Annotated in this window: 19 protein-coding genes; 10 read left to right on the top strand and 9 right to left on the bottom strand. The window is 68.7% G+C overall.

The window, feature by feature from the left end; translation table 11 throughout:
- The first annotated feature begins 13 nt into the window (after positions 1-13).
- The 3 genes from AMK11_RS13270 to AMK11_RS13260 all read left to right on the top strand — a co-directional run bounded on the left by AMK11_RS13270 (position 14) and on the right by AMK11_RS13260 (position 4,075).
- A complete protein-coding gene (locus AMK11_RS13270) occupies positions 14-1,369 on the top strand; it encodes a hypothetical protein (protein ID WP_073726530.1) in 1,356 nt (451 codons plus the stop codon).
- A gap of 250 nt (positions 1,370-1,619) precedes the next feature.
- A complete protein-coding gene (locus AMK11_RS13265; protein ID WP_073726528.1) occupies positions 1,620-2,318 on the top strand; it encodes an 8-oxoguanine DNA glycosylase OGG fold protein in 699 nt (232 codons plus the stop codon).
- Between the two features lie 467 nt (positions 2,319-2,785).
- The gene (locus AMK11_RS13260; RefSeq protein WP_073726526.1) at positions 2,786-4,075 is read left to right on the top strand and encodes a DNA cytosine methyltransferase; all 1,290 of its coding nucleotides are present in this window, start codon (positions 2,786-2,788) and stop codon (positions 4,073-4,075) included.
- On the opposite strand, the gene AMK11_RS13255 is transcribed toward AMK11_RS13260, so the two are convergent.
- Positions 4,068-4,607, bottom strand: a complete 540-nt coding sequence (locus AMK11_RS13255) for a very short patch repair endonuclease (RefSeq protein ID WP_073726524.1) — start codon at positions 4,605-4,607, stop codon at positions 4,068-4,070. The two genes, AMK11_RS13260 and AMK11_RS13255, sit on opposite strands and share 8 nt — an antisense overlap.
- The gene (locus tag AMK11_RS13250) at positions 4,604-5,572 is read right to left on the bottom strand and encodes a NaeI family type II restriction endonuclease (RefSeq protein WP_073726523.1); all 969 of its coding nucleotides are present in this window, start codon (positions 5,570-5,572) and stop codon (positions 4,604-4,606) included. Before AMK11_RS13250 ends, AMK11_RS13255 begins: the two co-directional genes overlap by 4 nt.
- Positions 5,573-5,641: 69 nt before the next feature.
- Between AMK11_RS13250 and AMK11_RS13245 the strand changes: the two genes are divergently transcribed.
- A complete protein-coding gene (locus AMK11_RS13245) occupies positions 5,642-5,830 on the top strand; it encodes a hypothetical protein (RefSeq protein ID WP_073726833.1) in 189 nt (62 codons plus the stop codon).
- Between the two features lie 9 nt (positions 5,831-5,839).
- Here AMK11_RS13245 and AMK11_RS13240 read toward each other — a convergent pair whose 3' ends face one another.
- From AMK11_RS13240 to AMK11_RS13230, 3 genes are all read right to left on the bottom strand, one after another.
- Complete coding sequence (locus AMK11_RS13240; RefSeq protein WP_073726522.1) at positions 5,840-7,666, bottom strand: DEAD/DEAH box helicase; 1,827 nt, start codon at positions 7,664-7,666, stop codon at positions 5,840-5,842.
- Positions 7,667-9,091: a transcriptional regulator gene (locus AMK11_RS13235; protein WP_073726521.1), complete on the bottom strand. Its 1,425-nt coding sequence runs from the start codon at positions 9,089-9,091 to the stop codon at positions 7,667-7,669.
- 61 nt (positions 9,092-9,152) lie between these two features.
- Positions 9,153-9,842 carry a hypothetical protein gene (locus tag AMK11_RS13230; protein ID WP_073726520.1) on the bottom strand — a complete coding sequence of 230 codons (690 nt, stop codon included), beginning with the start codon at positions 9,840-9,842 and terminating at the stop codon, positions 9,153-9,155.
- Between the two features lie 494 nt (positions 9,843-10,336).
- Here AMK11_RS13230 and AMK11_RS37795 point away from each other — a divergent pair, with 494 nt between their 5' ends.
- The 5 genes from AMK11_RS37795 to AMK11_RS13205 all read left to right on the top strand — a co-directional run bounded on the left by AMK11_RS37795 (position 10,337) and on the right by AMK11_RS13205 (position 14,306).
- Positions 10,337-10,795, top strand: a complete 459-nt coding sequence (locus tag AMK11_RS37795; protein WP_143194574.1) for a hypothetical protein — start codon at positions 10,337-10,339, stop codon at positions 10,793-10,795.
- A 189-nt stretch (positions 10,796-10,984) separates the two neighbouring features.
- Positions 10,985-11,233 (top strand): hypothetical protein, encoded by a 249-nt coding sequence (locus AMK11_RS13220; RefSeq protein WP_073726518.1) that lies wholly within the window; start codon positions 10,985-10,987, stop codon positions 11,231-11,233.
- Positions 11,234-11,572: 339 nt separating this feature from the next.
- Positions 11,573-12,277, top strand: a complete 705-nt coding sequence (locus AMK11_RS13215; protein WP_073726517.1) for a nucleotidyltransferase domain-containing protein — start codon at positions 11,573-11,575, stop codon at positions 12,275-12,277.
- Positions 12,278-12,362: 85 nt separating this feature from the next.
- Entirely contained in the window at positions 12,363-12,965 is a 603-nt protein-coding gene (locus AMK11_RS13210) for a TetR/AcrR family transcriptional regulator (RefSeq protein WP_073726516.1), read from the top strand.
- A gap of 99 nt (positions 12,966-13,064) precedes the next feature.
- Positions 13,065-14,306 carry an MFS transporter gene (locus tag AMK11_RS13205; protein WP_073726515.1) on the top strand — a complete coding sequence of 414 codons (1,242 nt, stop codon included), beginning with the start codon at positions 13,065-13,067 and terminating at the stop codon, positions 14,304-14,306.
- Between the two features lie 47 nt (positions 14,307-14,353).
- Here AMK11_RS13205 and AMK11_RS13200 read toward each other — a convergent pair whose 3' ends face one another.
- Together AMK11_RS13200 and AMK11_RS13195 are read right to left on the bottom strand one after the other, a co-directional pair.
- Positions 14,354-15,166, bottom strand: coding sequence for a hypothetical protein (locus AMK11_RS13200; RefSeq protein ID WP_198941347.1), 813 nt, complete (start codon positions 15,164-15,166; stop codon positions 14,354-14,356).
- 64 nt (positions 15,167-15,230) lie between these two features.
- On the bottom strand, positions 15,231-15,689 hold the full coding sequence (locus AMK11_RS13195; RefSeq protein ID WP_073726513.1) for an ATP-binding protein: 459 nt from the start codon (positions 15,687-15,689) through the stop codon (positions 15,231-15,233).
- A gap of 747 nt (positions 15,690-16,436) precedes the next feature.
- On the opposite strand from AMK11_RS13195, the gene AMK11_RS13190 reads away from it, so the two are divergent.
- Positions 16,437-17,975, top strand: coding sequence for an alanine/glycine:cation symporter family protein (locus AMK11_RS13190; RefSeq protein ID WP_073726512.1), 1,539 nt, complete (start codon positions 16,437-16,439; stop codon positions 17,973-17,975).
- Positions 17,976-18,073: 98 nt separating this feature from the next.
- Here AMK11_RS13190 and AMK11_RS13185 read toward each other — a convergent pair whose 3' ends face one another.
- Positions 18,074-22,957: a DNA repair ATPase gene (locus AMK11_RS13185; RefSeq protein WP_107429675.1), complete on the bottom strand. Its 4,884-nt coding sequence runs from the start codon at positions 22,955-22,957 to the stop codon at positions 18,074-18,076.
- A 120-nt stretch (positions 22,958-23,077) separates the two neighbouring features.
- The gene (locus AMK11_RS13180; RefSeq protein WP_073726511.1) at positions 23,078-25,117 is read right to left on the bottom strand and encodes an SPFH domain-containing protein; all 2,040 of its coding nucleotides are present in this window, start codon (positions 25,115-25,117) and stop codon (positions 23,078-23,080) included.
- Positions 25,118-25,170 lie beyond the last annotated feature (53 nt).

Here is a 25,170-nt window from a genome sequence, read left to right as displayed (position 1 = left end):
AGAGGGGGCGCCGGTGAACGATGACGGAACCAAAACCGTCACCGAGATCTTGGACGAACTGAGCACCACCTCCAACATTCAGGTCCGCTCGTCTCACGAACTCGCTGCCGAGGTCAACAAGGCGGCTTCAGACGAAGACAAGAAGCGTGCGGAGGACGGCCGGGGCCCGCTGCGCAGGCGCACCGACTACAGAGCCGTCCGGAAAGCGCCGCGATCCCTGTCACTCACCCCTTGGCAAGTCCTGCACGCCATCGGCCTTGGCTCTGCCGCGGCCCGTCAGGGAGCCGGCCGAGGACTCGCCGAGCACTGGGGCAGCCTGCGCTACAGCCAGGCACTCGAGGCGAACAGGGGGCGATTCCTGCAGTTGTCGTCCGAGGGACGCGACCTCCTGCGCTTCTACAAAGCCACGCAGTCCGGAGAGATCGGCACCGGCTTCGCCTCGCTGCTGGCCGAGCACATAGTCAGGTCCCGATACCCCGACCACTCGGTCTCCGTGATACCGGCGGACATCGCCCTCAAAGCCGGCTGGACACTGCGCAGCTCCGGCACCGGGCCTCGCCCGGAACCGTTGCAGCGACGCCCCCACTTCTTCGTCGAAGCCTGGCAACCCGGACAGCCGTCCAAGATCTTCCTGATGTCCTCGAAGGGGACGCACAGCAGCATCCACCAGGTGTACAAGCAACTCAGCACCGCCAGTGCCCACGTGGAGTCAGTCCACATCGGCCCCTACGGCACTGTCCCCTACCTCCTCATAGGTACCGAAATCCCAGCCAAGGAGAGTCTCGCCCTGCACGTTCTGGAAGCGCCGGGCACAACTCTGCTCCGCCCGCCCGACGGGAAACCGGGAATCGACCTCGACCTCGCACTCACGCAGGAAGAGTTCATGCCCGACGTCGTACTGCCCACCGACGGCGACATGGCGACCATCCCCGGGTTCCAGGTACAGCCCGAGTCCTTCGCATGGTTCAGCGTCGTGCTGGCCCGGACGGAAGCAGCCACACTCACCGCCTTCACCGGCGGTGGCAAACCCACTGCTCAGTACCTGACCAAGGAACAAGGGCGACGGTACTTCCAGCACGACACCCATGCCGGCACGGCCAGACTGCGAGACGCGGAGCACCGCATCCACGACATCGACTTCGTCGGCACCGATCACATCTACCGCCTCAACGGCACCCGGGTAGAAGCCTTCTCCGGCCTGGAGAGAAGCCTCTACACGCATCTCCACCGCGGACACGTCAACGAGTACCGTCGCCAGGTACACGACCTGCGAGGACAGTGGCCGCCGCGCAGCACATCGAAGTACTGGAATACGGTGTCGGTCCGAGCCGACGGAACAGTCCTGGCCATCCGCCTCCGGGACGAGTGACCCAGGAGCCCGTGAAAGCTCCAGATCCGCGCCCGCGGCCTGCCGAGCGGAGGTGCACACAGCCGCGCATACGCTGGCGAAGAGAGTCCGTGCAGCTGAGCCGCCTCCTGATCGCGGTGACAACAGCCGAATCCGTCCGGCAGCGCCTTACGCAGAGCTTCCCGCAGATGGATCCAGCAGGAGCAGCCCACAGCAAGCGGGAGTACCAGAGTCGCCATCCTGCCCGCCCGTAGCCGGGCAGGATGGCTGCATGACACCCACCGACCTGTCTCGCTTGCAGTTGCCACACGCGTGCCGTGAGGCTCTTGCCCAGCAGCGGTCAGAGCGGATCGACGATCACACCATTGCCATACCTGCCCACTGGTGGAACTCCGAGGTAGCCGCCGCTCACCTGCCTGGCGCTCCCGTAACCGGCCCAGGCACCACGCATCTCAGCCGGGGCGACCTCTTCGCGCATGCAGCCAGCCTCGATTTGGAGTCGGAGGAGGAGCTGCTGCGATTCCTGTGGCGGATCCTTGCCTGGGGCAGCGGCATGAAGCTCCGCCACAACCGCAAGCGCATCCAAGCTGTGGCGGATGGCCTGCCATCGGCTACGGCGGCTCTTCGCCAGGCCCTACTGGCGGCCCGCGAAGATCCGGGGCAGGCTTACGAAGCTCTGCGCCCAGGAGGCCGCAACGCCATCGCACACCTGGGCCCGGCCTTCTCGACCAAGGTCCTGTATTTCGTCGGCGGCGGCGCCCTGGACCACCCGTGCTCGATCTTGGACTCCCGTGTCGCCAAGACGCTCAGAACGGCCTGCCAGTGGGACTCGCTCGGCAGCAGCGAATGGCCGACCAGTACCTACGCCCGATACTGCGCACTGCTGCAGCGCTGGGCCCAGGAGGAAAGTCAGCAGCTCGGGCGCCGCATTGGCGCCGATGAGATCGAGCGCTGGCTGTTCGGGACCTGACTAGAGGACCGCCTGCTCCCAGCCTTTCGCAGGGCTTACGGTGCCGCCCTCACCGAGGATGCCCGCCATGCATCTGGACCGCTGCGCCTGACTGCACCCCACTGCGCAAGGTGCGGCAGCCTGCCCCGCTACCGCGGGTATCCACGGCGAATGGCCTGCGCACTGGTAGCAGCGATCGCCGAACCGCGGCGCGAAGCGGGAAAGCCGCAGGTGAGCCGCTTCCGGACGGCGATCCTTTACTTCTCTTGCACAACCGTCCTGCGAGCCCCGGACCGCAGGGTTCCAGCCCTTTACACTGGCCATTCCCACTGGTCGCGTTCGCGGTCAGCTGTACATCCCAGTCTCGGTGGACTTCCTGCCGCGCAGCTGGGATGTTCGTGCGACAGACGGACTCGTTCGCACGTTCGAGTCCGGCCTGCCGAGGGCAGCCGAGCAGGCGGTGGGCAGTGCGCGTGTATGGAGGACGAATGACGGATCTGCATGTGGTCGAGATCTGCGCGGGAGCGGGTGGCCAGGCGCTCGGTTTGGAGCGCGCAGGCTTCGAGCACGCCCTGGCGGTAGAGCTCGACGCAAATGCCGCCGCCACGCTTCGCCGGAACCGTCCGGCCTGGCACGTGGTGGAAGGTGATGTAGCAGATCCCGGAACGTGGACCCCCGAGGACTATCGCACCGTGAACGGCGAGCAGCTGGACCTGCTCGCAGGCGGTGTCCCATGCCCCCCGTTCACCATCGCGGGCAAGCAGCTCGGTGCAACGGACGAGCGCGATCTGTTCGCCTGGGCGGTCAACCTCGCCGAGCGGGTTCGGCCTAAGGCGCTCCTGCTGGAGAACGTCCGAGGGCTGAGCGCCAACCGCTTCGCGGCATATCGCCAGAACGTCCTGGACACCTTGCAGAGTGCAGGCTATGCAGCGCAGTGGAAGCTGCTCCATGCTTCTGACTTCGGCGTCCCCCAGCTCCGCCCGCGCTTCGTGCTCGTAGCGCTTCTCCCTGAGTACGCAGAGTATTTCGCCTGGCCGGAGGAACGCCCCGATGCCCGTCTGACCGTGGGGGCGGCGCTTGAGGGCTTGATGGCGGCCAAGGGCTGGGAAGGTGCCAAAGCCTGGGCCAACGGAGCAGACGACATCGCGCCCACCATCGTGGGCGGCTCGAAGAAGCACGGTGGCGCGGACCTCGGCCCGACCCGGGCCAAGGCAGCCTGGGCAAAACTCGGGGTAGATGCCATGGGCGTCGCAAACGAAGCCCCCGAACCAGGCTGGAAGCCTGCCGCAGGCAAGCCCGGGCCCAAACTCACCGTCGAGATGGTCGCGCGCATCCAAGGGTGGAAGCCCGAAGACAAGTGGTTCTTCGAAGGGCGCAAGACAACCACCTACCGGCAGGTGGGCAACGCCTTCCCGCCGCCTGTCGCGGAGGCTGTCGGCCGATCCATCGCCCGAGCTCTGCGGAAGGAAGGCGAGCGGAATCAGCTCGTGGAGACGACTGAGACGGTCCACGACCCGGTGTACAAGCTGCTCCGCGGCATGGAGCGTCCGCTCGGCATCGATCAGATCATCAAGCGGCTGGAGAAGTACGGGCAGCACCTGTCCGAGCCAGAAGTCGAAAGGCATCTCGCCCACTTGGAGCGGGACTTCATCATCACGCGCGTCCCGCGCTCCAGCGGTGCGCTGGGCTACCAACTCGGTGAATTCAGGGCATTCGTCGGGCAGGAAGGCCATCAGCGGCATGAGCTCTTCGCGGTGAACCAGGCAAAGATCAGCTGACCGCTGCGCCACGCCCTTCGCCGCCCGACGGCAGGGTCGGCTTGCCTCGGCCCTTCAGCGCCGCAGCCTCCTGCCGCCGCGTGGTGACCGCGTCGACGACAGTGCGGGCGCACGTCTCCGGGTCGAGATGCTCCCAGAAGCGGAGCACCAGCCAGCCGGCCTCACTGAGGCGGTCGTCCGTATCGCGGTCGCGCTGGACGTTACGGCCGATCTTGTCCTCCCAATACGGCCGGTTGGTCTTGGGCATGACGAAGTGCTCCGGGCAGGCGTGCCAGAAGCAGCCATCGATGAAGACAGCCACCTTCACTGGGCGGAAGACCATGTCAGCCGTCCGGCGCATCTTCGGAAGCGGTTTGGCAGCGACGCGGTAGCGGAGCCCCGCAGCATGCACCAAGGAGCGCAGGAGCAGCTCCGGCGCGGTGTCGCGGTTCCGGTTGCCGAGCATGCTCCTCCGGTTCGCCGCCGACGAGGCCCACGAACCTTTAGGGGGTTGCCACTGCGGGAGCTCGCCCGCTGCTTCCTTCTCGCTCATATCTCCGGCAGCTTCGGTACAGCCTGTTCTGGATCGGCAGGCCCGGCGAGGACCCACTCCCGCCCATCGAGTTCCACCCGCGGAGCCGCACCGTGCTCGGGCCGCGCCTCAGCGAGCCGAGCGCTTACAGACTCGCCCGGTCCGGGCACCGGCAAACCGAGTGCTTCAGCGATCCGGCCGTGGCTGGAGTAGTGGCCAAGGATAACGATGCCACGGGGTTGGAGCCGCGAACGCGACCCTCCGTTGTAGCGGACCCGCTTCATGTAGTCCTCCTGCATGGCCACGGTCGCGACGACGGTCCGGCTGACGCGCCGTCCATGGGCACGCAGGAAGAGCTCGTCCACCCTCCGCTGCCCGCTCTTGTGGGAGAAGATCGCGTCGATATCCGGTTCGGACAACCTCAGCAGCATGTTCTCCTGGAGCGGAGCCCGGTCGAAAAGCCACGTCACTGCCTGGCGCCCCGCTGCGTTCAGCGTCTTCTTGGCATCCCGGTTGCCGCCGTTGTTCAGCCGCTCAGGCAGGGCGCGCACCAAGCCGGCGGACCAGCTCGACCGCTCATCGCTGGCCCACACCACAAGCAGCAGGTGGCCGAGCGCCTCCGGGGGGATCATCCAGGCGCCCAGGGTCTGGGAGTACTTGCAGTCGACGTCGGTCCCGACGATCGAGTAGTCCATGTCGCGGCCGTCGGCGAACCCGAACTCGCGCTGCAGGTTGATCTCGATCAGCGTGCCTAGGTGCGCCTTCTCCGTCTTGTACAGCTGATCCCAGCGGTAACGGCCTGTGTGCTGGCCGTCCAGCAGCATGTCGATGCTCCGCCGGACAGCTGCGGCCATCCTGCGGCCGTCCGGATCGGCCGCAAGGAGGTAACGCCTCACAGCAGCCAGGTCGGGGTCGGGGTCTGCCTCATTGCCGTCGTCACTGAGAAGCCACAGCGGCGCCTGCGTACTCGTTCCGTCGCCATCCACGCCGGGACTCTATCCGTGCGCAGCCGGGCAGGGCAGTCCCATCCGCCACAGCAGTGGCACACTTCGGCTGTGATTCGGGAACCAGCTGAGCTCAGCATCGACGAAGACGGAAAGGTCTCGCTGCCTATCGGCCTCCTGGCTGAGGCCGGCCTTGGCACCGGGGCCCGCATCATGGCGTTCAGCGACGGGGACGGCCGCATCGTGCTCCAACGGGAGGCCGATGCCATGGAGAAGCTGCTGCAGGACGGGACCCTATGAGCTCAACCCCTACAGCGCGCCCGTTTCAAGATGCTCGAGGACGGCCCGCATATCGGCCGCATCCATCCCTGCGGCAACAGAGGCTTCTTCCTCGGGATCGCTGAGCTCGCGCACTGCCGAGTCGTCCAGGATCCTGCCCATGAATTCCAGCTTCTTCGCCAGCCTCATGGCGACGATCTCGTCGACCGTGCCCACGGCTGCGAGCACGGTGATCCTGGTCTCGATGTCAGGGCTCAGCCCGAGGCGGTGGATGCGGTCCAGGCTCTGCAGAAAGCGGCCGGCCTGGAAATCGCGATCGATGTAGACCGCGTCGTGGCAATCCTGGTGCAGGCTGATGCCCTCGCCGAGGGTCGCAGGGTTCGAGATGAGGACGGAGCAGGCAGGATCCTCCCTGAACCGGCGGAGCTCTGCCTCTCGGTCCTGGGTGCCACCGTGAACCGCAGCAGGCTGGAAGGGCGCCAGCAGCCGCTGCAGAGAGGTAATGCTGCGGACGAAGCTCGCCCAAACCAAAGTCTTCCGCCCTAGGGAGGCATTCTCCGCAACGATGGCCAAGGCTTCCTTGTACTTGGGTGGCACCTCGTACTCCGGAAGGCGGTGGAGGAGTTCCGACAGTGGGGCGTTCTCCGAAGCCTGCAACGGCGGGACGCGGAACTCGAGAGGCTCGTACCGAGTGGACCCGCCCACCAGAAGGGCGGGGCTGGTCGCAGCCATCAACATGCGCAGCACAGCTTTGCCGAGAGTCTGGAAGTCCATTCGGTCCGCAGCGGCTCTCGCAGAAACCCTGTCTCCGCCCTTGAGAGCCTCGTAGATCTCTTCGTGCAGAGGCGGCATCGCAAGCCGCCGCAGTCGGACCTCCACCGGCGGCAGCCCCAGCTCCGCTTTCGTCGTGCGCGTGAACATGGGCCTCAGCACTTTGCTCGCATAGGCGAGGTTGCCGCCGTCGACAGCCTGGGTCACCACCCTGCGCCCGTGGCCTGGCCAGACGAAGGACAGGAGGTTCTCCAGATCCTTGGCACCGTTCGGCGCCGGCGTGCCGCTGAGGATCAGCCGAACGCGGCTGAGCGGACCGAGCGCGAGACAAGCTGCGCCCCAGACGCCGGCGCCTCCCAGCTTCATCCGGTGAGCTTCGTCGACGACAAGCATTGCAGGAGCTGCTCTGAGCCAATCGGAGAGCGCAGGCAGCGCCCCGTGGAGGCGCTCGTAGTTAACAATTAGGAGATCGGCAGAAGGCGGAGCGCCCTTGCCCATCACATGCGCCTGGAGCGGCTCAGCAAAGCACGCCTCGGCTTCGTACCGCCACGCTTCGAAAGCCGACCTCGGGCTGACCACGAGGATGCGGGACACCTCGCCCCGCTCCCTCAGTGCTGAGAAGACGGCCAGGGAGACCCGGGTCTTCCCAGCTCCGGGCACGCTGAAGTTGGCTCCGTTGCCCATGGAGAGCAGCCGGGCCGTGTCTCGTAGCTGGAATGGGGCCAGGGGGGCTTTCCAGTTTGCCCCGAGCAGAGCGGGGAGTTGGTCGGCAGTGACAGCGTCCTCACCGACCTCACCGCTGAGCAGCCTCTCGGCCGCGTCAGCGGTGTCGAGCATCTCCGTGACGAGACGCCGGAAGTCGTCCTCCCAGACAACGCTTTCCGGTTCAGGCCAGGAAGCCAACGCACTGATGCTCGCAAGGAAGCTGTCTACGGGGACTGCCGCCGACAACCGGTCTGTCATCCGTCCGCTGGGAAAGTTGGCGATCATCTGCCCGAGAGCACTGCGGCAGGCAGGCACCGTCCTCAGTGACGCCTGGGTACGCGTGATGTCGAACCCGATCGTCAGACTGGGCTCGCCAGCCATCTAGCGAGCCCTCCCGAGGGTCTCGATGAGCCAAGTCACTCCTTCGCCGGGATCCTGCACAGTGCGCTTGGCTTCAAGCGCGAGCTTCTGCAGCTTCTTCCGGAGGTCGGTGACGGCGTCGTCGAAGGCGTCCTCGTCAAGGCTGCTCTGAGCCCGGGACATGACGAGATCCGTGATGCACTGCTCGATGTCCCGGCCTGCATCGGCTAGGCGGGCAGGCGCTGCCTGCTTGCGCTTCTGGATGCGCGCATCACGGCCGGCCAATGTGATGGCTTCATCCATCGCATCGCGCAGTCTCTTTGCCTTCTTCTGCGCTTCATCGGCAGCATCCTGCGCAACAGATCCAGGCTGGGTAGCGACCCGCAGGCGCAGGACGGTGTCGGTCAGCGATTTGGCCGTACTGACGTCGGCAGAGGGGCCCTTAACCGCCCTGCCCAACCCCGGGATGGCGGTACTCGCAGAAGGCCCGGCCGGTGCACTGTCCTCGGGAAGCACCTTTGACAGGTAACGTGACAGGTAGCGCTTGTTGAAGTCGTGGTCGATGAAGCGCACGTCAGTCTTGGCAAACCCGAGCATCATGGCAGCAAGCCGGTTCTCTAGCAGCAACTCGGCTTTCTCAGGGTTCGTCGCGTACTGCTTGACGTAGGCGCGGTGGAGCTCGCGGAACTTCTCCGCCTGGTCCTCGAACGCCACCAGAGACAGCTGACCGCCAGTCGACCGGCTGCGTTCGATCAGCGACTCGATGTTCGCCAGCACCCACTGGTCCTGTCGGCACCGCTCCGCTGTTGTACGGAAAATCGAGGCGATTACCGCCAAGGGCGTTCCCTGGTCAACGAGTTCCTGCACCGCAAGGAGCCGGTTGATGTACGAGTAGTCGCGGCGGTGCTCCTTGCGCAGCTGCAGGGACAGCTCGATTGCCGCGATGTCCTGCCAGTCGCAACTTTCTGGCAGGACGGCCACGCGCATCTCGTGCGTGGGGCCGTACAACTGCACCAGACCTGCGCGGCGGGTGTTGCCGTTGACGAGGATGCCCTCACGGGTGATCAGGCCGGGATCTGTCTGGCCGTACTCCTTCAGGCTGGCGACCAGTTCGTCGAACTCCGGATCCGTCCTTGCCGGATCCGCGGGAAGTACCTGCAGCAGCCGGTCCAAGTACGCCTGGCTCTCGCTGCTCCAGGGGTCGTCAGCCAGTGCCGCCGCCTGCTTGGGGTCGTGGCTGGACTGAGCGCGGATGCGATGGGTGGCAGGGTTGTAGTAGAGGTTCCCCGCCGGCATCTGAATGACTTCCAGGTGCTCAGGCTGCCCGCGCCACTCCACCGTCAGCGTCTCGCGAGGACCGCTGCCGGCCTCGACTTCCCGCAAACGGGACCGGACCAGCGCGCGGTTCTCCTCAGCAATCGGCGGCAGACCGTAGTCCTGTGCCATTTCCTTGTTCCTGCTTCCCTACGTCTTGTTGTCCAGGGGCCTCTGTGTGCTGAGATCGGCTTCAGGTAGCACCAAGCTGCGAGCGCAGCTGCGCTCGCGACTCCTCAGGCAGGGAGCGGTAAGCACTCCAGAGCCGATCCAGCGCGGTGAACTCCCGCTGGTCGTCATCCAACCAGCCCTCCAGGACGCGGCGATCCGAAGGGCTGAGCGCCGCCGCTGCCCTGATGACCTCGCCAAGATCCGCCACTAGCGCACGGCCGCCGACTCTGCATCGCCGGCACTCAGTGACCAACTCCGTCGTCCGGACTCCACCGGGCTTGACGACTTCTCTCCGAGCGATGTCGAGCTGGGCGGCTTCGTCTGTGCCGTCGTACAGCTCGCCGGGGGTGATACCGCAGGAGCGGCACATGTTCCCGTCCTTCGCCAGAACCTCCCGCCGCCGTCCGGCGCCGATGGCTGCAGTGCCGGCCCTGCGTGTTGCCCGGCCAGGCAACCAGACCGGATCGCCCTGCTCGACGAAGCGCTGCTCGTGCGAGTCCAGCGTCGCGTCCTCGCGGTTCGTGTGGATTCGCCATCCGAAGTCCCGCAGGTCCCTCATGCGGCGGTCGACCTGCGAGACGCCGGGGAAGGCGGCACGGAGCTGCTCCTTGGTGAACGTCTTGCCCACTCCGACCTCGGACACGAGCCACAGCGCAGCACGCTTCATCGTCCCCAGGCCGGGATCCAGCCAAGAGGGCAGGGGTGCTTCCATTCGAGCAAAACCTCCTCGGGAGGGCAGTGAAAGGCGCCATACAACCACCCATTACTAGCACAGAAAGTGCTATCGATTCCAGTGATCAGGCATCTTTACAGCATCAGTAAAGACGGCCATCCGAAATGCCCGGGATGCGACGTTTGAGCCACTTCGATCCCTCGTCGAAAATAGTCCGCCCGATGACCGAAGAACCCGAGACCTCGCACCCCGCGAACGGATAGGCTCAGTCCGATTGATCGTCTCCGTGCGCAGCCCCGGCAACCGGAAGGGGTCCCTTCGCTGTGCCAGCTTCAGGCCATATCGGAAGTTCCTACGCGTCCGGCACCACTGGCGAGGTAAAGGAGTTCGCTGCAGCCCTGCGGATCGTTATCCAGTACGTCCAGCCGGGCGCCGCCTTGCATGTCGCAGCGGAGGCCCTGCGCATTTCACCATCCCAACTGTCCCACTGGCTCCACGGGCGGCGGCTTCCCGACAGGGAGTCGGTCCGCCTCATGTCCGATCTGGCACAACAGGGCGCCCACCGCATGGGAGTTGCGCTTGAACTCGAACCCGCCGAACTCCAAGCGTTGCTGTGTGCGGCCCGGCGGTCGAAGGGGCACCCTTCAGTCGACTGCACCTGTTCGGAGGGGGACCGGCGCAACGGCGCGGCATCCAGAAAGGGGGACCGGCGCAACAGTCACAGCGCTTCACCGGCCGGTACCGATCAGCTCGAAGCCCCTCCAGACCTCCCCGGACTGCTGGCCGAAATGAAGGCCGACCAGAGGATCGCCCTACTTGCCGACCTGGCCGCCTCATGGGAAGAATCCGAGATCGCCCACGCAGCTGACAAACTGGCACGCGCCGGGATGGAGGCGGAAATGGAGGCACTTATCCGTTACGCGAGACGGGCGGGAAAGGATTCGACGGAGGTTGCGGTCGCCCTCGCCATGCGCCGCGTTCGGCTAGGATGATCTGCGTCGCAAATCCTCACAGGTGACAAAATGAGTCCGAGTGCGTTTTCATTCGGTTCCACCGCTCCATGCGCGCCATTGCATATCGTCAGTCACAACGCGGGAAAGGCCCGGCCGCCTGGCTACCAACCTGAGCCGGTGCCTTCCCCGCGGAAACATCCCGACTAGTTCACTGATCAGGAGCTTCGCGTGAAGTGTAAGGCTGTCCTGGCACTCCTTGCCAGGAAGATCAAGGCTGCCCTGCACCGCCCTCCCCGCGTCGGCGGCGCCTCCGAAGAGGCGGGGCAGGGGTGGCCCTCGCCGCGGGCACGGCGCCGGCTGCGGTCCCTCCGCTGGGTGCTCACCGTCCAGGCGCTCAAGGGCGCGGTGTCAGCCGTAGCGGGTGTAGCAGCCCTCTGGCTGCTGCGGTCCTCCATCGATTTGATCCTGCACCTCTGACCGGAGGAGGGGCAGGAAGGGCGGACTGCCGGCAGCGATAGGCGCCTGATGCTGGCGGCGGTCTTCCCGGGAGCCATCTGGGAGCCGACCCGCTCCCTTAGCCCCTCCCAAACCCTCCGAGGCCACCCCACGCCAGCCTCCTGACCAGGCGAAACAGCAAGGCAGCAGGTGCGGGCCGCGCCCGAACCTCGTTCGGGACGAAGAGGTCGTGGGTTCAAATCCCGCCACCCCGACAGTGAAGTACCAGGTCAGGGGCCTGATCCGCATAGCGGGTCGGGTCCCTTCCGGGTTTCTGGAAAAGAGCGTGCGCGCGGTGGACGCAATGTTGATAGTTGCCGCATGGATGCGATCGAGGCCGCACGCGCCGTCGTGGAGGAACAGCACCCCGGAGCGCGCACCGCGTTCCTGGGCGGCAGCGTCGTCACGGGCCGCCGTACGGCGACGTCGGACCTCGACGTCGTGGTGCTGCTCCACGGAGCCCCCGCCCCCTACCGTGAGAGCCTCCAGTACGCCGACTGGCCGGTGGAGATGTTCGTACACACCGAAGCCACGTGGCACGCCTACATCGAACGGGAGCTGCCCACGCGCCGCTCGCCGCTGCTGTGGATGTGTGCCGCCGGGCTGCTGCTGTTCGACACCGACGGGCTCGGAGCACGCCTCGCCGCGCACGCGCGGAAGCTGACCGCCGCAGGACCGCCCCCGGCGCCGGCGGAAGAGGTCGACGACCGCCGCTACGCGATCACCGACCTCCTCGACGACCTCGCGGGAAGCACCGACCAGAACGAGCGCCTGTTCATCGCGACCGAACTGGTCCGTCGGACCGGTGAGCTGGCGCTGGCCGTCTCCGGCTCCTGGAACGGCGGTGGGAAGTGGCTGGCACGCCGCCTCGAGACAACCGCGCCGGGGCTCAGCACACGCCTCCATCACGGTCTACAGGAAGTACTGAGCGGAAGGGCAGAGCCCCTCGTGACCACCGTCGACGAGGTGCTCGGGCAGGTTGGCGGCCGAATGTGGGTCGGCTACAAACGTGCCGGCACCACCTGAACGGTCGGTGACGGTCGGCGAGGGGTCTCGAGCTTCGAGGCGAGCGTTATGGATTATGGCATCCAAAACGTGCTAGCTTCGCCCCATGGCCAGACCGCGCACGTTCGACGAGACCGCAGTACTTGACGCCGCGGCGCGTGAGTTCCGCGTGCACGGCTTCGCCGAGACCTCGACCGAGCAGCTTTGCGAGGCGGCGGGCGTGCGTCGCAGCAGCCTGTACAACGCGTTCGTCTCCAAGGATGAGCTGTTCGTGCGGGCCTTGCAGCACTACGTCGCGACGACCGGAGCGCGCCAGTCGACGATCCTCGCCGACGACGAACTGACGGGCGCCGAGAGGTTGCGCACGCTTGTCGACGTCATCGTGGACGAGGAGTTGCAGGCGGCGAACCGCGGCCATGCGGCCGGCTGCATGGTCGTACAGAGCCTCATGGACCCGGACCTGCGTGAGCGGGACGAGCGCGTGGCCCGCATCCTCGACCGCGACCTACGAGCGAGACTGTCCCTTCTGTCCGGAGCGATCCGGGCCGGCCAGATCGACGGGTCGATTTCCGGAAGCGTGGATCCCGACGACGGGGCGGTGCTCGCCAGCACCGTCATCTCGGGCCTGCGCGTGACAGCCCAGACCGGCGTCGACGTCGATACGCTCCGCCGGATCGCCCTGGCCGGATTGAGCTCCCTCCTGCACTGACAGCGCCGCTGCCCGGCGGCGCTTCCTCATGCCCGAGTTTTGGATAAGTGAGTACAGAAAGGCTCTCTGTTGAGCAGAGCACCAGCACCAGCACCAGCCGTGAAGAAGGCCGTCCCGCCCGCGGTGTACGTCCTCGCCGCCGGGGTGTTCGCGATGGTGACCAGCGAGTTCACTGTCGCAGGCCTCATGCCCCAGCTCGCGGAAGGCCTCGGCACCGGGATCCCGCAGATCGGTTACCTCGTGACGATTTTCGCCGTCGCAATGGCCCTCGGAGGCCCACCGCTCACCTTCGCCCTGCTCAGGGTTCCGCCGAAGAACGCGCTCATGACCATCTTCGCGATCTTCCTCGTCGGCAACGTCATCGCAGCGCTCGCGACCGGGTATCCGATGATGGTCCTCGCCCGGGTCATCAGCGGGGCCGCCTCGCAGGCGTTCTTCGGTATCGCGGTCTCGATGGGCGTCCAATTGGTCGACGAGCGGGTGCGCGGACGCGCGGTCGCCGTCGTCATGAACGGGCTGATGCTCGGGACTCTGCTCGGCCTGCCGCTCGCGACCTTCGTCGGTGGCCGGTTCGGCTGGCAGACCGCGTTCTGGACGATCTCAGCGATCACCCTGGTCGCCGCCATCCTGACACTTGCCTTCGTGTCGAACCCCGCCGCACCGGCCGACGGCGGTGTCGAGCCCGTCGCATCGGCCCGTTCGGCCTCCGCCGTACTGCGAAAGCCCCAGTTCCTGCTCGCCCTCGCCTCCAGCACGCTCATCATCGGAGCGACGTTCTCGGCGTTCAGCTTCTTCACTCCGATCCTCACCGAAGTGACCGGCTTCTCGGACAGCCTCGTGCCCGTTCTTCTGCTCGTCTACGGAGTGGCGACCCTGGTTGGGAATCTCATCGTCGGCCGCCTGGCCGACAAGCACACGATCTCCACGCAACTGTTCGGCACCGCGCTGAACGCCCTCTTCCTCACCGGCTTCGCGCTCTTCACCGGCATTCCGTCACTGGCGCTGGCGTTCATGCTCGGCATCGGCCTGGTCGGCGTCACCATGAACCCCGCCATGGCTGTCCGCATCCAGCGTGCGGGAAGCACCGCACCACTGGTGAACACGATCCACGGCTCGTTCATCACCCTCGGCGTCATCATCGGGTCTGCTGTCGGCTCCGCGCTCATCCCGCTGCACGGCTTGCGAGCACCGGTCGTCCTCGGGATCGGCCTGGCAATCCTGTCGATCGCCGTCATCTTGCCCGCCCTGGCCAGCCCGTACTTGCGACGCGGTGCACCCGATGACGCAGCAGCAGCGGAATCGGACCAGTTCCGCCTGCCGGCCTTGACCGAAGACATCTGAACCGATCGGGAGACCACTGGCGTCGCCCATGTCCGCCCCTCATACACCTAGTTCGACCGCTTGAGCGGGGGAAGGTCGGCGCACAGGATGGACGGGAAGGCGGGCTCGATGCCGTGTACGTCGGCGCATCCGCCCTTCGTGCTGCGGGCGATCGGCTTCCAGCCCGACTTCTCGGCCCGGAAGAACCAGCGATCACTGTGGCTCGCCCCGCAGCCGGGCCCGGCGCCCTCGGGGCAGGCCGGGCCCATGCGCGAGGAGACGTCGAACACCAGCCACTTCCCGTCGCAGCGCTCATCGCCGCGGGAGGTGTGGTTCGGCACGTCGAGGGCCATCACGGCCTGGTCGTAGGAGGCGGGGGTGCAGCCGGTGGGCGCGGGGTGGCAGCCGAGTTCACCGCACAGGCGCAGGTGGGGCGGGGCGGCGCCGTCCGCCGTGAACGTCGTCAAGTTGTCCACGGACAGTACGCGGTGGCCGAGCGGGGACGGCAGCCGCACCTTCGCCGTGGCCGTCGCGGTCGTACGGCAGTCGGCGCGCGGGGTGCCGCCCGACAGGGCGGAGAACGTCACCTGCACCCACACGGTGCGATCCGAGGTGTCGGTGACGACCGCCTTCACGTCGCGCGCGCACGTCTTCCCGCCGCCGGGCACTTCGGCGTCGACGCTGAGCGTGCGCCGGTCGTCGGCGAGCCGGGCGGCGGTCACCCTGAACGGCGCGAACGTCTGCCAGCGCGGCGACTCCGTCGGCTCCGTCGGAGTCGCCGCGCCGTCGGAACCGGCACGGAGCGTCCCGCACGCGCCGAGCAGCAGCACGCCGACGGCGCTCAGCAGAAGGACCGTGAGCAACGGTCTTGTACGTCCCATGTGTCCCGCGTATCCCGCCCCCGACGTTTTCGGTCCACGGTGACTATAGAGCGACGCGTGCACGTCAGGCGTCGGGCGTCGTTTCCTCCGTCGGTTTCAGCGGCAGCTCCGCCCACACCGTCTTCCCCAGCGGCCGGCGCGGTGTCCAGCCCCAGCGCAGGGCCAGGACGTCCACGAGAAGCAGTCCACGGCCCGACTCCCCTTCGGGGCAGGGCGAGGGCGGCACGGTCGGCGGACGTCGATCCGTGGCGGCGTCCGACACCTCGATGCGGACCAGCTCCGCCGCCACGTCCGCAGCGAGCCGGACGCTCACGGTGCGGCCGAAGACGCGCCCGTGCCGTACGGCGTTCGCCGCGAGTTCGCCGACGACGAGGGCGACGGTGCGGGAGACGTCCGACGCCGGTGTGTGGCCCAGGGCCTCCAGCCACCGGACGGCGTGGTGCCGGGCCAGCTGGGCGCCTCTCGGGGTCGACGGGAACTGGGCGGTGAGGTCGGCTCCTGGGGCGGAGGTTTGCGGCAGCACGGTCGGTCCGCCGATGACGGTGTCGATGAACGGCTCCAGCAGCGCGACCAGGCCCTCACTGGCGGGGTGCTTGGTGTTGACCGCGGAGTGCGCTCCGGGCCCGCCGGTGCCTCGTTCGCGAGGTGCAGGTGGGCCACTGACCTCCCCAAAGAACCGGGGAAAGAACTACCCGCTGCTGCCGTTCCAGACCTGTGACGGCTGCGAGCGTGCCTTCGGTGCCGAGGAGCCAGGGCACTGCCGGAGCTACCGGGACCAGCCCGTCGGGGAACGCCTGCCTGCGGCCCGCTGAGCCGGTGGGCGGCCTGGGATTCCGATGGATCAGACCCTTGCCGCGTCTCAGCCCAGGCCTGCCGGCCTGCACGCCTGGCGCAGGCGACGCACTGCGCCAGGCGGCACAAACGGCTGAGCCGGATCGGCCCGTATATACGTGCCCCCGGCACCCATCTCGCGTCCCGGATAACGGTCCGATCTCACCGGCTGGGACATCCGCTGGTCACGGCCCGTTATGTGAGATGCGTCACTAAACATGAGGCAAAGACGTGGTAGAACTGCGCAACCCCGCAGGTAAATCGACTGGATTTCGATCTGCGGAAGGTCGGCCCGCACGCGCACCACAGCCCGGGACGATCACGGTCCGAAGCCGGGCCGTGCGTACCGGTTCGCTCAACGGACAACGAAGTTCGCTCAGAGACCGCTCATCCGGCGAGATACCCCAGCCCGCCACCCCCGCGTCATCGAGGTAGCCAAGTGTCACTCGACTCCGTCACCCAGTCCGTGGACGAAGCAGTCAGCGGATTCTTCGAGCCCATAGCCGAGTGGCTGGGGGAGGTGGTCTTCTACACCGTCCCCGTCGGTGATGCCGACCTGCCCCTCATCGTCGCCTGGCTCGTCGTGGCCGGTCTGGTCTTCACCAGCTGGTTCGGATTCATCCAGCTCCGCAAGTTCAAACTCGCCTTCGACGTGGTGAGGGGCAAGTACGACGAGAAGGGGTCGGCCGGTGAGGTCAACCACTTCCAGGCGCTGACCGCCGCCGTCTCCGGCACTGTCGGACTCGGCAACATCGCCGGTGTGGCCGTCGCCGTCTCCATCGGCGGTGCCGGTGCCACGTTCTGGATGGTCCTGTGCGGCCTGCTCGGCATGGCCACCAAGTTCGTCGAGGTCACCCTCGGTGTGAAGTACCGCGAGGTGCACGCCGACGGCACCGTCTCCGGCGGTCCGATGCACTACCTGCCCAAGGGGCTGGCCGAGCGCTTCGGCAAGAACGGCAAGACCCTCGGCAAGATCCTCGCGGTCCTCGCCTCCTTCCTGATCCTCTTCTTCGGCCTCTTCGGCGGCAACCTCTTCCAGGTCAACCAGTCCTACGCGCAGCTGGTCTCGGTCGCCGGCGGCGAGGACGGCGCGCTGGGCTCCTCCGCCGGCGCCCTGTTCTTCGGCATCCTGGTCGCCGCAGTCGTCGGCGTCGTGCTCCTCGGCGGCATCCGCTCCATCGCCAACGTGACCAGCAGGCTCGTGCCCGCCATGGCCGGCATCTACATCCTCGCCTGCCTGATCGTGATCCTGGTCAACATCACCGCCGTGCCGGACGCCGTAGTCCGCATCGTCGAGGGCGCGTTCAACCCCCAGGGCGTCGTCGGCGGTGTGCTGGGCGCGCTGATCATCGGCTTCAAGCGGGCCGCCTTCTCCAACGAGGCCGGTCTCGGCTCCGCCCCCATCGCGCACGCCGCGGTCAAGACCAAGCACCCCGCCAGCGAGGGCCTGGTCGCGCTGCTGGAGCCGTTCATCGACACCGTCGTCGTCTGCACCATGACCGCGCTGACCATCGTCATCGCCAACCCCGACAGCTGGGGCGAGGCCCGCGCGGGCGAGGACATCGGCGGCGTCACGATCACCTCCGACGCCTTCGAGACGGTCCTGCCCTGGTTCCCGTACATCCTCACCCTCGCGGTGCTGCTGTTCGCGATCTCCACGGTGCTGACCTGGGGCTACTACGGCCTCAAGTCGTGGACGTACCTCTTCGGCCGCAGCCGGGCCAGCGAGATCACGTACAAGGTCGTCTACACCCTCTTCGCCATCGCGGGTTCGCTGCTGACGCTGCAGACCCTGATCGACCTGGCGGACGCCTTCCTCTTCTCGCTCGCCGTCATCAACATCATCGGCCTCTACCTGCTCGCCCCCGTCGTCAAGCGGGAGCTCAACAGCTTCCTGGAGTACGTCCGCGTCCGGAAGGCCGGTGGAAGCACCGGGGACGGCGACGACGACCAGGAGTCGGCGAAGACCACCGTCTGACCGCCCTCACGCGGCCCGGCTCCGGAACGGCCCAGTGCTCACCTCGCGCCTTGGTGAGTACTGGGCCGTTCGCCGTCCGTCCTCGGTGGTGCTCCTCGTCAGTCCCCTCCGGGCTCCGGGGCCGGTCGGGCCGCGTGACGGGCGGACGGATTAGCGACGAGGTGGCGCGGGTCGGTGGCCCGGTTGATCGCCGACTCGACGGCCGCCACCCGGTCGGCGAGCAGGCCGAGGGCGGCCACGGCGCGGGTGAGGGGGTCGTTCTCGGGGCCGCCGAGGGCCTGGGTGCGGACATACGCCGCCTTCAGTTCCGCCCAGCGGGCGGCCCGGCCGGCGGTCAGCGTGCCCCGCAGCTCGGCGAGCTTCAGCAGGTTGGCCTCGGCGCCGGTGGTCAGGGTCTGGGCCTCGGCCGCGTAGTGGTCGTCGAGCAGGGCGGACAGTTCGGTGTCGTTCATGACCGGCTGGATCCGCTGGGCGATCTTGTTCATGTTCCGGTAGGAGCCCTGGAGCCGGAAGGGCGGCTCGGTGCGGGTGGCGTCCGACTGGGCGGCCGAGGCGATGTACGCGGCGTTGACCGCGAGGACGGTCTCGCGGGCCGTGAGCAGATGGCGCAGGACGGCCGTGATCCGGTCCAGCTCCGCGGGCTCGTACGGGTGGGTCAGCCGGTCGGCGCGCGCGTCCGGGTCGCCCCCGGCCAGCCGGAGCAGCAGCTCCAGGTCCGCGCGGTCGCGGCCGGCGAGCGGGGCGAGGACCGGGTTGGCGGTCAGGGCGTTCTCGACGAAGCTGGCGGCGAACGCGTCCCGCTTGCCGGTCAGTACGTCGCCGAGGTTCCACACGTCGGCGCGGTTGGCGAGCATGTCGGGCACCTGGAAGCGGCTGCCCGACTCGGTGTACGGGTTGCCCGCCATGCACACCGCGAACCGTTTGCCGCGCAGGTCGTAGGTGTGCGGCTCGCCGTCGCGCACGCCCTCGACGCGGCGGGTGGCGTCGCACAGCGGGATGAACTTCTGGAGGAGTTCGGGGGACGTGTGCTGGATGTCGTCGAGGTAGAGGAGGGTGTTGTTGCCCGCCTGGAGAGCGAAGTTGATCTTCTCCACCTCCTGCCGGGCCGTGGCGTTCGGGGCCTCGGCCGGGTCGAGGGAGGTCACCGTGTGGCCCAGGACGGGGCCGTTGACCTTGACCAGCAGCAGGCCGAGGCGGTCGGCGACGTACTCCATGAGGGTCGTCTTGCCATAGCCCGGCGGGGAGATGAGCAGCAGCAGGCCGCCGGTGTCGGTGCGCTTGCTGTCGCCGGTGGTGCCGAGCTGCTTGGCGAGGCTGTCGCCGATCAGCGGGAGGTAGACCTCGTCGATGAGCCGGCTGCGCACGAAGGACGACATCACGCGCGGCCGGTGCTCGTCCAGGCGGAGGCGGCCGCGTTCGGCGGCGACCAGTGCCGTGCGGCGGCGCTGGTAGGCGCGGTGGGCCGGGACCTCGCGGGCGCGGAAGTCGTGGGTGCGGGAGAGGAGTTCGTCGATCCGGACGGTCAGGGTCCGGTCGTCGGTGTGGATGCGGGGGTGGCTGCCGAGCATCCCCGGGACGGTCTCGGTCAGGGGTGCGTCCGACTCGTAGCGGGGCAGTCCGGGGCACAGCTCGGCGGCCACCGCCTCGGCCAGGTCGCCCGGGGCGAGGTCGGCGCCGGTCGCGGTGATGTACGACGTCAGCCACGCCTCGACGAGTTGTCTGCGGGCGGCCGGGTCCGTGAGGGCGGTCAGGTCGTCGTCGTAGGCCGAGTCGCCCGTGGTGCGGCGGAACTTGTCGAGCAGGGTCCGGGTGCCGGCGCTGATCACGAAGCCGTCGGGGGCGGAGGTCAGTTCCTCGAAGAGGTAGGCGGCCGCCGCCCGGGTGCCGGTCGCCGTGGCCAGTTCCGTCTCCAGGTCGGCGATGGCGGGGGCGAGTCCGAAGGTGTCGCGGGCACGGGCCAGGGAGACGGCGCGGCGGGTCCAGGCGTCGCGCTCCCCGGCCGTCGTGCCGTGCGCCCAGTAGAGCTGGGCGGCGGCGCGGGCGGACGGCTCGTGGCGCAGGAGCCCGGCGCCCTCGTGCAGGCGCAGGAGGGCGGCGAGGACCAGGGCCGCGTCGTGGTCGTGCACTCCGCGCTCGTAGCCCTCGTCGTAGGCCTCCTGGGCGGCCTGCCGGACCAGGGCGGGCAGGTCGTCGGCCGCGGCGAGGGCGGCCGGGCCGTGCTCGTCGAGCAGGCGGGCGGCGAGGTGCTCGGCGCGGTAGACGTCCGGCGACTCCGAGGGCAGCGGGCGGTCCCAGTAGGGGCGCGTCGCGGCGAACTCGGGGTCGGTGACCGGGGCGCGGTAGTCCGTGCCGGTCAGGGCGAAGGCGAGGCCGTCGCCCTGGGGGACGAGGGTGAGGTCGAGGGCCTGGGCGCCGACCGCGAAGCGGTGGCCGCCCAGGCGGACGGTGCGGCCACCGTCGGCGTACAGGTCGGTGCGGTCGCGCAGCGCGCGCAGGGCCTGCTGCCGGGCGGACTTCAGGCGGCCGTCCAGCTCCTCCGCCCTGACCTCGTCGCCGAGTGCCCGCAGTTCGTCCGACGTGCGGCGGACCTTGGCGGGCATCGGGTCGGAGGTGAAGTACGTGGTGACGGCGTCCGCGTCGGCGAGTGCGGAGGCCCGGCGCACGATCGTGGCCAGCACCCGGTCGGCCGACTCGGCCAGGCGCTCGGCGCGGCGGGCGCGGGCGTCGGCGAGGGTCTGCTTGCGGGCGGAGAGCGCCTCGTGGACCTCGTCGCGCTTGTCCGCGAGTTCGGCGAGGAAGTCGTCGGACTCGGCGAACCGGGACTCCAGGTTCTCCACCCGCACGAGCAGACGGGCCAGTTGCTCGTCGCACTCCTCGGGGGTGCCGGCCGCCGCGAGGGCGGCGGTGACCGCCTGGCCGAGCAGCGCGAACTCGGCGGCGAACTCGGCCCGGCCCTCGCGGTCCCGGAGCGCGCGGCGGCGGCCGTCCAGCGTGGCACGGGCGCGGTTGACGCCTCCCAGGACCTCGGCGATCCGCTCCAGGACGGACGTGCGGACGGTGGCGTCGCCGATGTCGAGTCCGGAGACGACGTCGGTGACCGTGCGCAGACTCTCGGCGTGCTCGTCGAGGCGGGCCGTGAGGGGCTCCGCCTCGGCGACGGTGGTGATCGCCTCGGCGTCGGCGACGAGGTGCTCGACGTCGGCCCGGTGCTCGGCGAAGGCGTCCTCGTGCGCCAGGTGGGTCACGGCGCGCTGCGCGAAGGAGGCGAGGTCGCGTGCGACGTCCGCGGCCAGCTCGTCGACGCGGTCCGTGTCCGCGTACCGCAGGTCCTTGAGGGTGAGCAGCTGCCCCTGGGCCTGGCGGAGTTCGGTGAGTCCGGCGACCCAGGCGGCGGCGGAGCGCGGGGTCTCGCCGCGCAGGCGCCGTACGACGGTGGTGACGCGGGCCGTCGCCTCGTTGAGGGCGTCGGCCGCCTGCCGGGTGAGGGCCTGGACCGTCTCGAACTCGGCCAGCACCTGCTCGGCGGTGGCCCGCACCTGGGTGAGCGGCTCGTGCAGGGCACCGAGGTCCGGTTCGGACAGCCAGTGGTGGGTGTCGGCGGTCCGCACGCAGGCCGCGACCAGCGCCTCGTACACCTCGCCGGTCGGGGTGGTTTCGGTGACGGCGCGGGTGACGGACAGGCAGTCGGAGATGCCGCGCACCAGGTCGGGGTTGCCGACGCGGGCGAGCGGGCCGGTGCCGGGCGGGCGGGCGGCGGCGTGGGTGTCGGAGACGTAGGGGGAGGTCCACCGCTGGACGGGGTGCACGCGCTGCGGCTCGCCGCCGGCCGCGCGCAGGGCGAGGAGGGTGCCGTCGTCGGACAGGGCCCAGCCGTGGCAGGTCAGCGGGGTGGCGACCTCCTTGCGGATGGCGTTGTAGGGCAGCAGCAGGTGGCGGCCCGCCGCGCGGGCGTGGAAGGCGAAGAGGACGTCCTCGCCGTTCGGTGAGCGGACCGCCCGCTCGAACTCCATGCCCTCGGTGTCGACGCCGTCGAACGTCCGGTGGGCGCCGGTGGCCAGGCAGTAGCCGCCCGCGAAGACGATGCCCTGGTCCTCGGGCAGCCGGCGGCAGGCCCGCCCGATGCCGTCGAGGCGGACGGCGGTCCTGGTGAGGGTGTTGAACACCAGGTAGCGGTGGGCGTCCTCCTTGTAGGGGCGGACGTCCAGGAGGATCAGGGCGCCCACGCGCGCGTACGCGATGTGCGCGTCGGCGAGCGACTGGAGCGGCTCGTCGACCGGCTCGGCGTACACGCCCTCGTCCGTCTCCGTGTCGTCCTCGGCCTTGACGGTCAGGGTGCCGTTCAGCGTCTCGACGAACACCTCGCCCTCGATGGAGACGTGCGGGTGGCGGCCCAGGACGTGGTCCTCGCGGGTCGTCGCCGTCCAGATGAAGTCGTGGGCGGGCGGCAGGACGTGGTCGCGGTCGCCGCGCGCGTCCAGGAAGGACGCCCGGCCGTCGTCGGTGAGCGCCCAGCGCAGGACCCGGATGTCGTCCGCCTTCTCGCCGGTCCGGAAGACGGCGAGCAGCTTGTCCTCGACGCGGCTCAGGCGCAGGAGGCGCGCCTGGTGGAAGTAGCGGTGCAGGGCGGCGAACTCGCGGACGAAGGCCGGGTCGTCCAGCAGGCCGGGCACGGCGTCCCCGGGCAGCCGGTCCAGGTCCCGGCCGTGCAGGGCGAGGACGTCGCCGACGGCGGTGTCCGGGCCCCGGCCGGGGACGGTGTTGTAGCCGAAGAGCAGGACCCCGCCGACGGACACGAGGTCACGCGGCACGCACGCCGAACCGGTGCGCAGCTGCTCGGTACCGGCCAGTTCCAGGCGCAGGGAGCCGAACTCCTCGACGCGGCGGGCGTTCAGCGCCTCGGCGCGGCGGGCGAGTTCGGCGGCCTGCGCGGTGAGGCGGTCGCGCAGCACCTCGTACGTACCCGTGTCCAGGGCGGTGGTCATGAAGTCCCTCTCAGGAAGTCCCTCTCAGGAGGCCTACTCGGGAAGGCCTGCTCAGGAAGTCGGAAAAGAGCGGTCGTGGAGCTGCCGCCCCCCGCGCGGCGGCTCCACGACCGCGGTCTGTCAGCCCTTGGCGCTGCCGTTCACGGCGGCCGTCAGCCGGGTGTCGGCCAGGCCCAGCTCACCGGCCTTGCCGAGCAGCTGCTCCAGGGCCGCGGAGTCGGCGCCGCCCGACTTCATGAGCTTCATCAGCAGGGTGGACACGGTCAGGTCCCGCACGTCGGCCGTGGAGACCGAGCCGAGGACGCGGCCGAGGTCGTCGGTGAAGCTCGACGTCCCGTCCAGCCAGGGCTGCGCCAGCGCCTGGGCGGTCTCGGAGTGCTGCACGAAGCCGTCGACGCCCTTGCCGAGGGCGATCGCCCCGACCAGCCGGTCGAAGAAGACCGACTCGCCGCCGACGATGTCGATGTCGGCGTTCTCCAGCCCGGTCGCCAGGACCGTCGCCTGCGCCTCGGCCACCTGCCGCTGGACGTCCAGCCCGGCCAGCCGGATGTCCTTCTCGGCCTCCAGCCGCAGCCGGTACTCCTCGTGGCCGCGGGACGCCTCGTCCAGCGCGGACATCGCCGCCGCCTTCTCGGTGAGACCGGCCGCCTCCGCCTTCAGCTTCTCGCCGACGGCGGCGGCCTCCGCCAGGGCCTTGGCCTTGGCTCCCTCGGCCTCCGCCCGCAGCCGGGCCTCGGTGGCCCCGGCCTCGGCACGGCCGGCCTTCTCGACGACCTCGGCCTCCTTGTCGCGGACCTGGACCTCGGCCAGCCCCGGGGCCGCGCTCTCCGCCTGGATGCCCTCGGCGAGCCGCAGCTTGGCCCGCGCGTCGAGGTCGGCGCTCTTGAGGCGGGCCTCGGCGAGGGTGAGTTCCTCGGCGGCGCGGTGCGTGGCGGCCTGTTCGGCGGCCTCGGCGGCCTTGATGTCCTTGACCAGCCGCTCCTGCGCCTCGGCCTCAGCGGCGATGACGACGGCCTGCCGCTGCCGCTCCGCCTCCTCCACGGCACGCAGCTTCTTGATGGCCTCCTCCTGCTCGGCGACCGTGCGGTCCACCGCCACCCGCTCGCGGATGACGTCGGCGATCTCCCGCTTCTCCGCCTCGACCTCCTTCTCGGCGGCGATCCGGGTGAGCTGCGTCTCCCGCTCGCGGGCGATGACCTCCAGGAGACGGTCCTTCTCGATGCGCTCGCTCTCGACGGCGATGACCCGCTCGCGGTTCTTCTGCGCGACCGCGACCTCGCGTCCCTGGTTCTCGCGCTGGATACCGAGCTGTTCCTCGGTCTTGAGGAAGGCCGACTGCGCCCGCAGCCGCTCCTCCTCCACCACCCGTGCCGTCTCGGCCTCTTCCCTCGCCCGGACGGTCTCGATCTCCCGCTTCTGCTTGCTCTCGGCGTCGACCTGCCGGCGCTCCAGCTCCAGGATGGCCTCCCGGGCGTCGACGTTCTGCCGGGTGATCTCCTTCTCCTCGGTGCGCTGGGCCTCGTTGGTGCGCACGTGCTCCACGGCCGTCAGCTCGGTGATCTTGCGGATGCCCTGCGCGTCCAGGACGTTGGCCGGGTCGAGCTGGGTGAGCGGCGTCTGCTCCAGGTAGTCGATCGCCGCGTCCTCAAGGTGGTAGCCGCTGAGGTCGACGCCGATGACCTCGATGATCCGGAACCGCAGCTCCTCGCGCTTGGTGTAGAGGTCGGTGAAGTCCATCTGCTTGCCGACGGTCTTCAGTGCCTCGGAGAACTTCGCGTGGAACAGTTCCTGGAGCGTGTTGCGGTCACTGGCCCGCGCGGTGCCGACGGCCTGGGCGACCTTGACGACGTCCTCGACGGTCTTGTTCACCTTGACGAAGAACGAGATGCGGATGTCCGCACGGATGTTGTCCCGGCAGATCAGCCCTTCCTTGCCGGCCCGGGTGATCTCGATCGTCTTCACCGAGATGTCCATCACCTCGGCCTTGTGCAGCACCGGCAGCACGACCTGCCCGGTGAAGGTCACGTCGACCTTGCGCATCTTGGAGACGATCAGTGCCTTGCCCTGCTCCACCTTGCGGAAGAGCCGGGCCACGACGAACAGCACGGCGGCGGCGAGCAGGAGGCAAACGAGCACGCCGATGCCCAGGGTGTAATCCATAGGGAGTCCTCTGAGTCTGCGAAGTCAGCGGAGTGAGCGAAGTAGGCGGCGTA

It is taken from the genome of Streptomyces sp. CB02414 (assembly GCF_001905385.1).
Taxonomy (GTDB): Bacteria; Actinomycetota; Actinomycetes; order Streptomycetales; family Streptomycetaceae; genus Streptomyces.
This window is presented reverse-complemented; position numbering and strand designations above follow the sequence as displayed.

Bases quoted from the DNA above. Each gene is read 5' to 3' on its own strand.
- AMK11_RS13265 (WP_073726528.1), top strand. From the start codon at position 1,620: ATGACACCCACCGACCTGTCTCGCTTGCAGTTGCCACACGCGTGCCGT.
- AMK11_RS13260 (WP_073726526.1), top strand. From the start codon at position 2,786: ATGACGGATCTGCATGTGGTCGAGATCTGCGCGGGAGCGGGTGGCCAG.
- AMK11_RS13255 (WP_073726524.1), bottom strand. From the start codon at position 4,607: ATGAGCGAGAAGGAAGCAGCGGGCGAGCTCCCGCAGTGGCAACCCCCT.
- AMK11_RS13240 (WP_073726522.1), bottom strand. From the start codon at position 7,666: ATGGCTGGCGAGCCCAGTCTGACGATCGGGTTCGACATCACGCGTACC.
- AMK11_RS13235 (WP_073726521.1), bottom strand. From the start codon at position 9,091: ATGGCACAGGACTACGGTCTGCCGCCGATTGCTGAGGAGAACCGCGCG.
- AMK11_RS13230 (WP_073726520.1), bottom strand. From the start codon at position 9,842: ATGGAAGCACCCCTGCCCTCTTGGCTGGATCCCGGCCTGGGGACGATG.
- AMK11_RS37795 (WP_143194574.1), top strand. From the start codon at position 10,337: ATGTCCGATCTGGCACAACAGGGCGCCCACCGCATGGGAGTTGCGCTT.
- AMK11_RS13215 (WP_073726517.1), top strand. From the start codon at position 11,573: ATGGATGCGATCGAGGCCGCACGCGCCGTCGTGGAGGAACAGCACCCC.
- AMK11_RS13210 (WP_073726516.1), top strand. From the start codon at position 12,363: ATGGCCAGACCGCGCACGTTCGACGAGACCGCAGTACTTGACGCCGCG.
- AMK11_RS13200 (WP_198941347.1), bottom strand. From the start codon at position 15,166: ATGGGACGTACAAGACCGTTGCTCACGGTCCTTCTGCTGAGCGCCGTC.
- AMK11_RS13185 (WP_107429675.1), bottom strand. From the start codon at position 22,957: ATGACCACCGCCCTGGACACGGGTACGTACGAGGTGCTGCGCGACCGC.
- AMK11_RS13180 (WP_073726511.1), bottom strand. From the start codon at position 25,117: ATGGATTACACCCTGGGCATCGGCGTGCTCGTTTGCCTCCTGCTCGCC.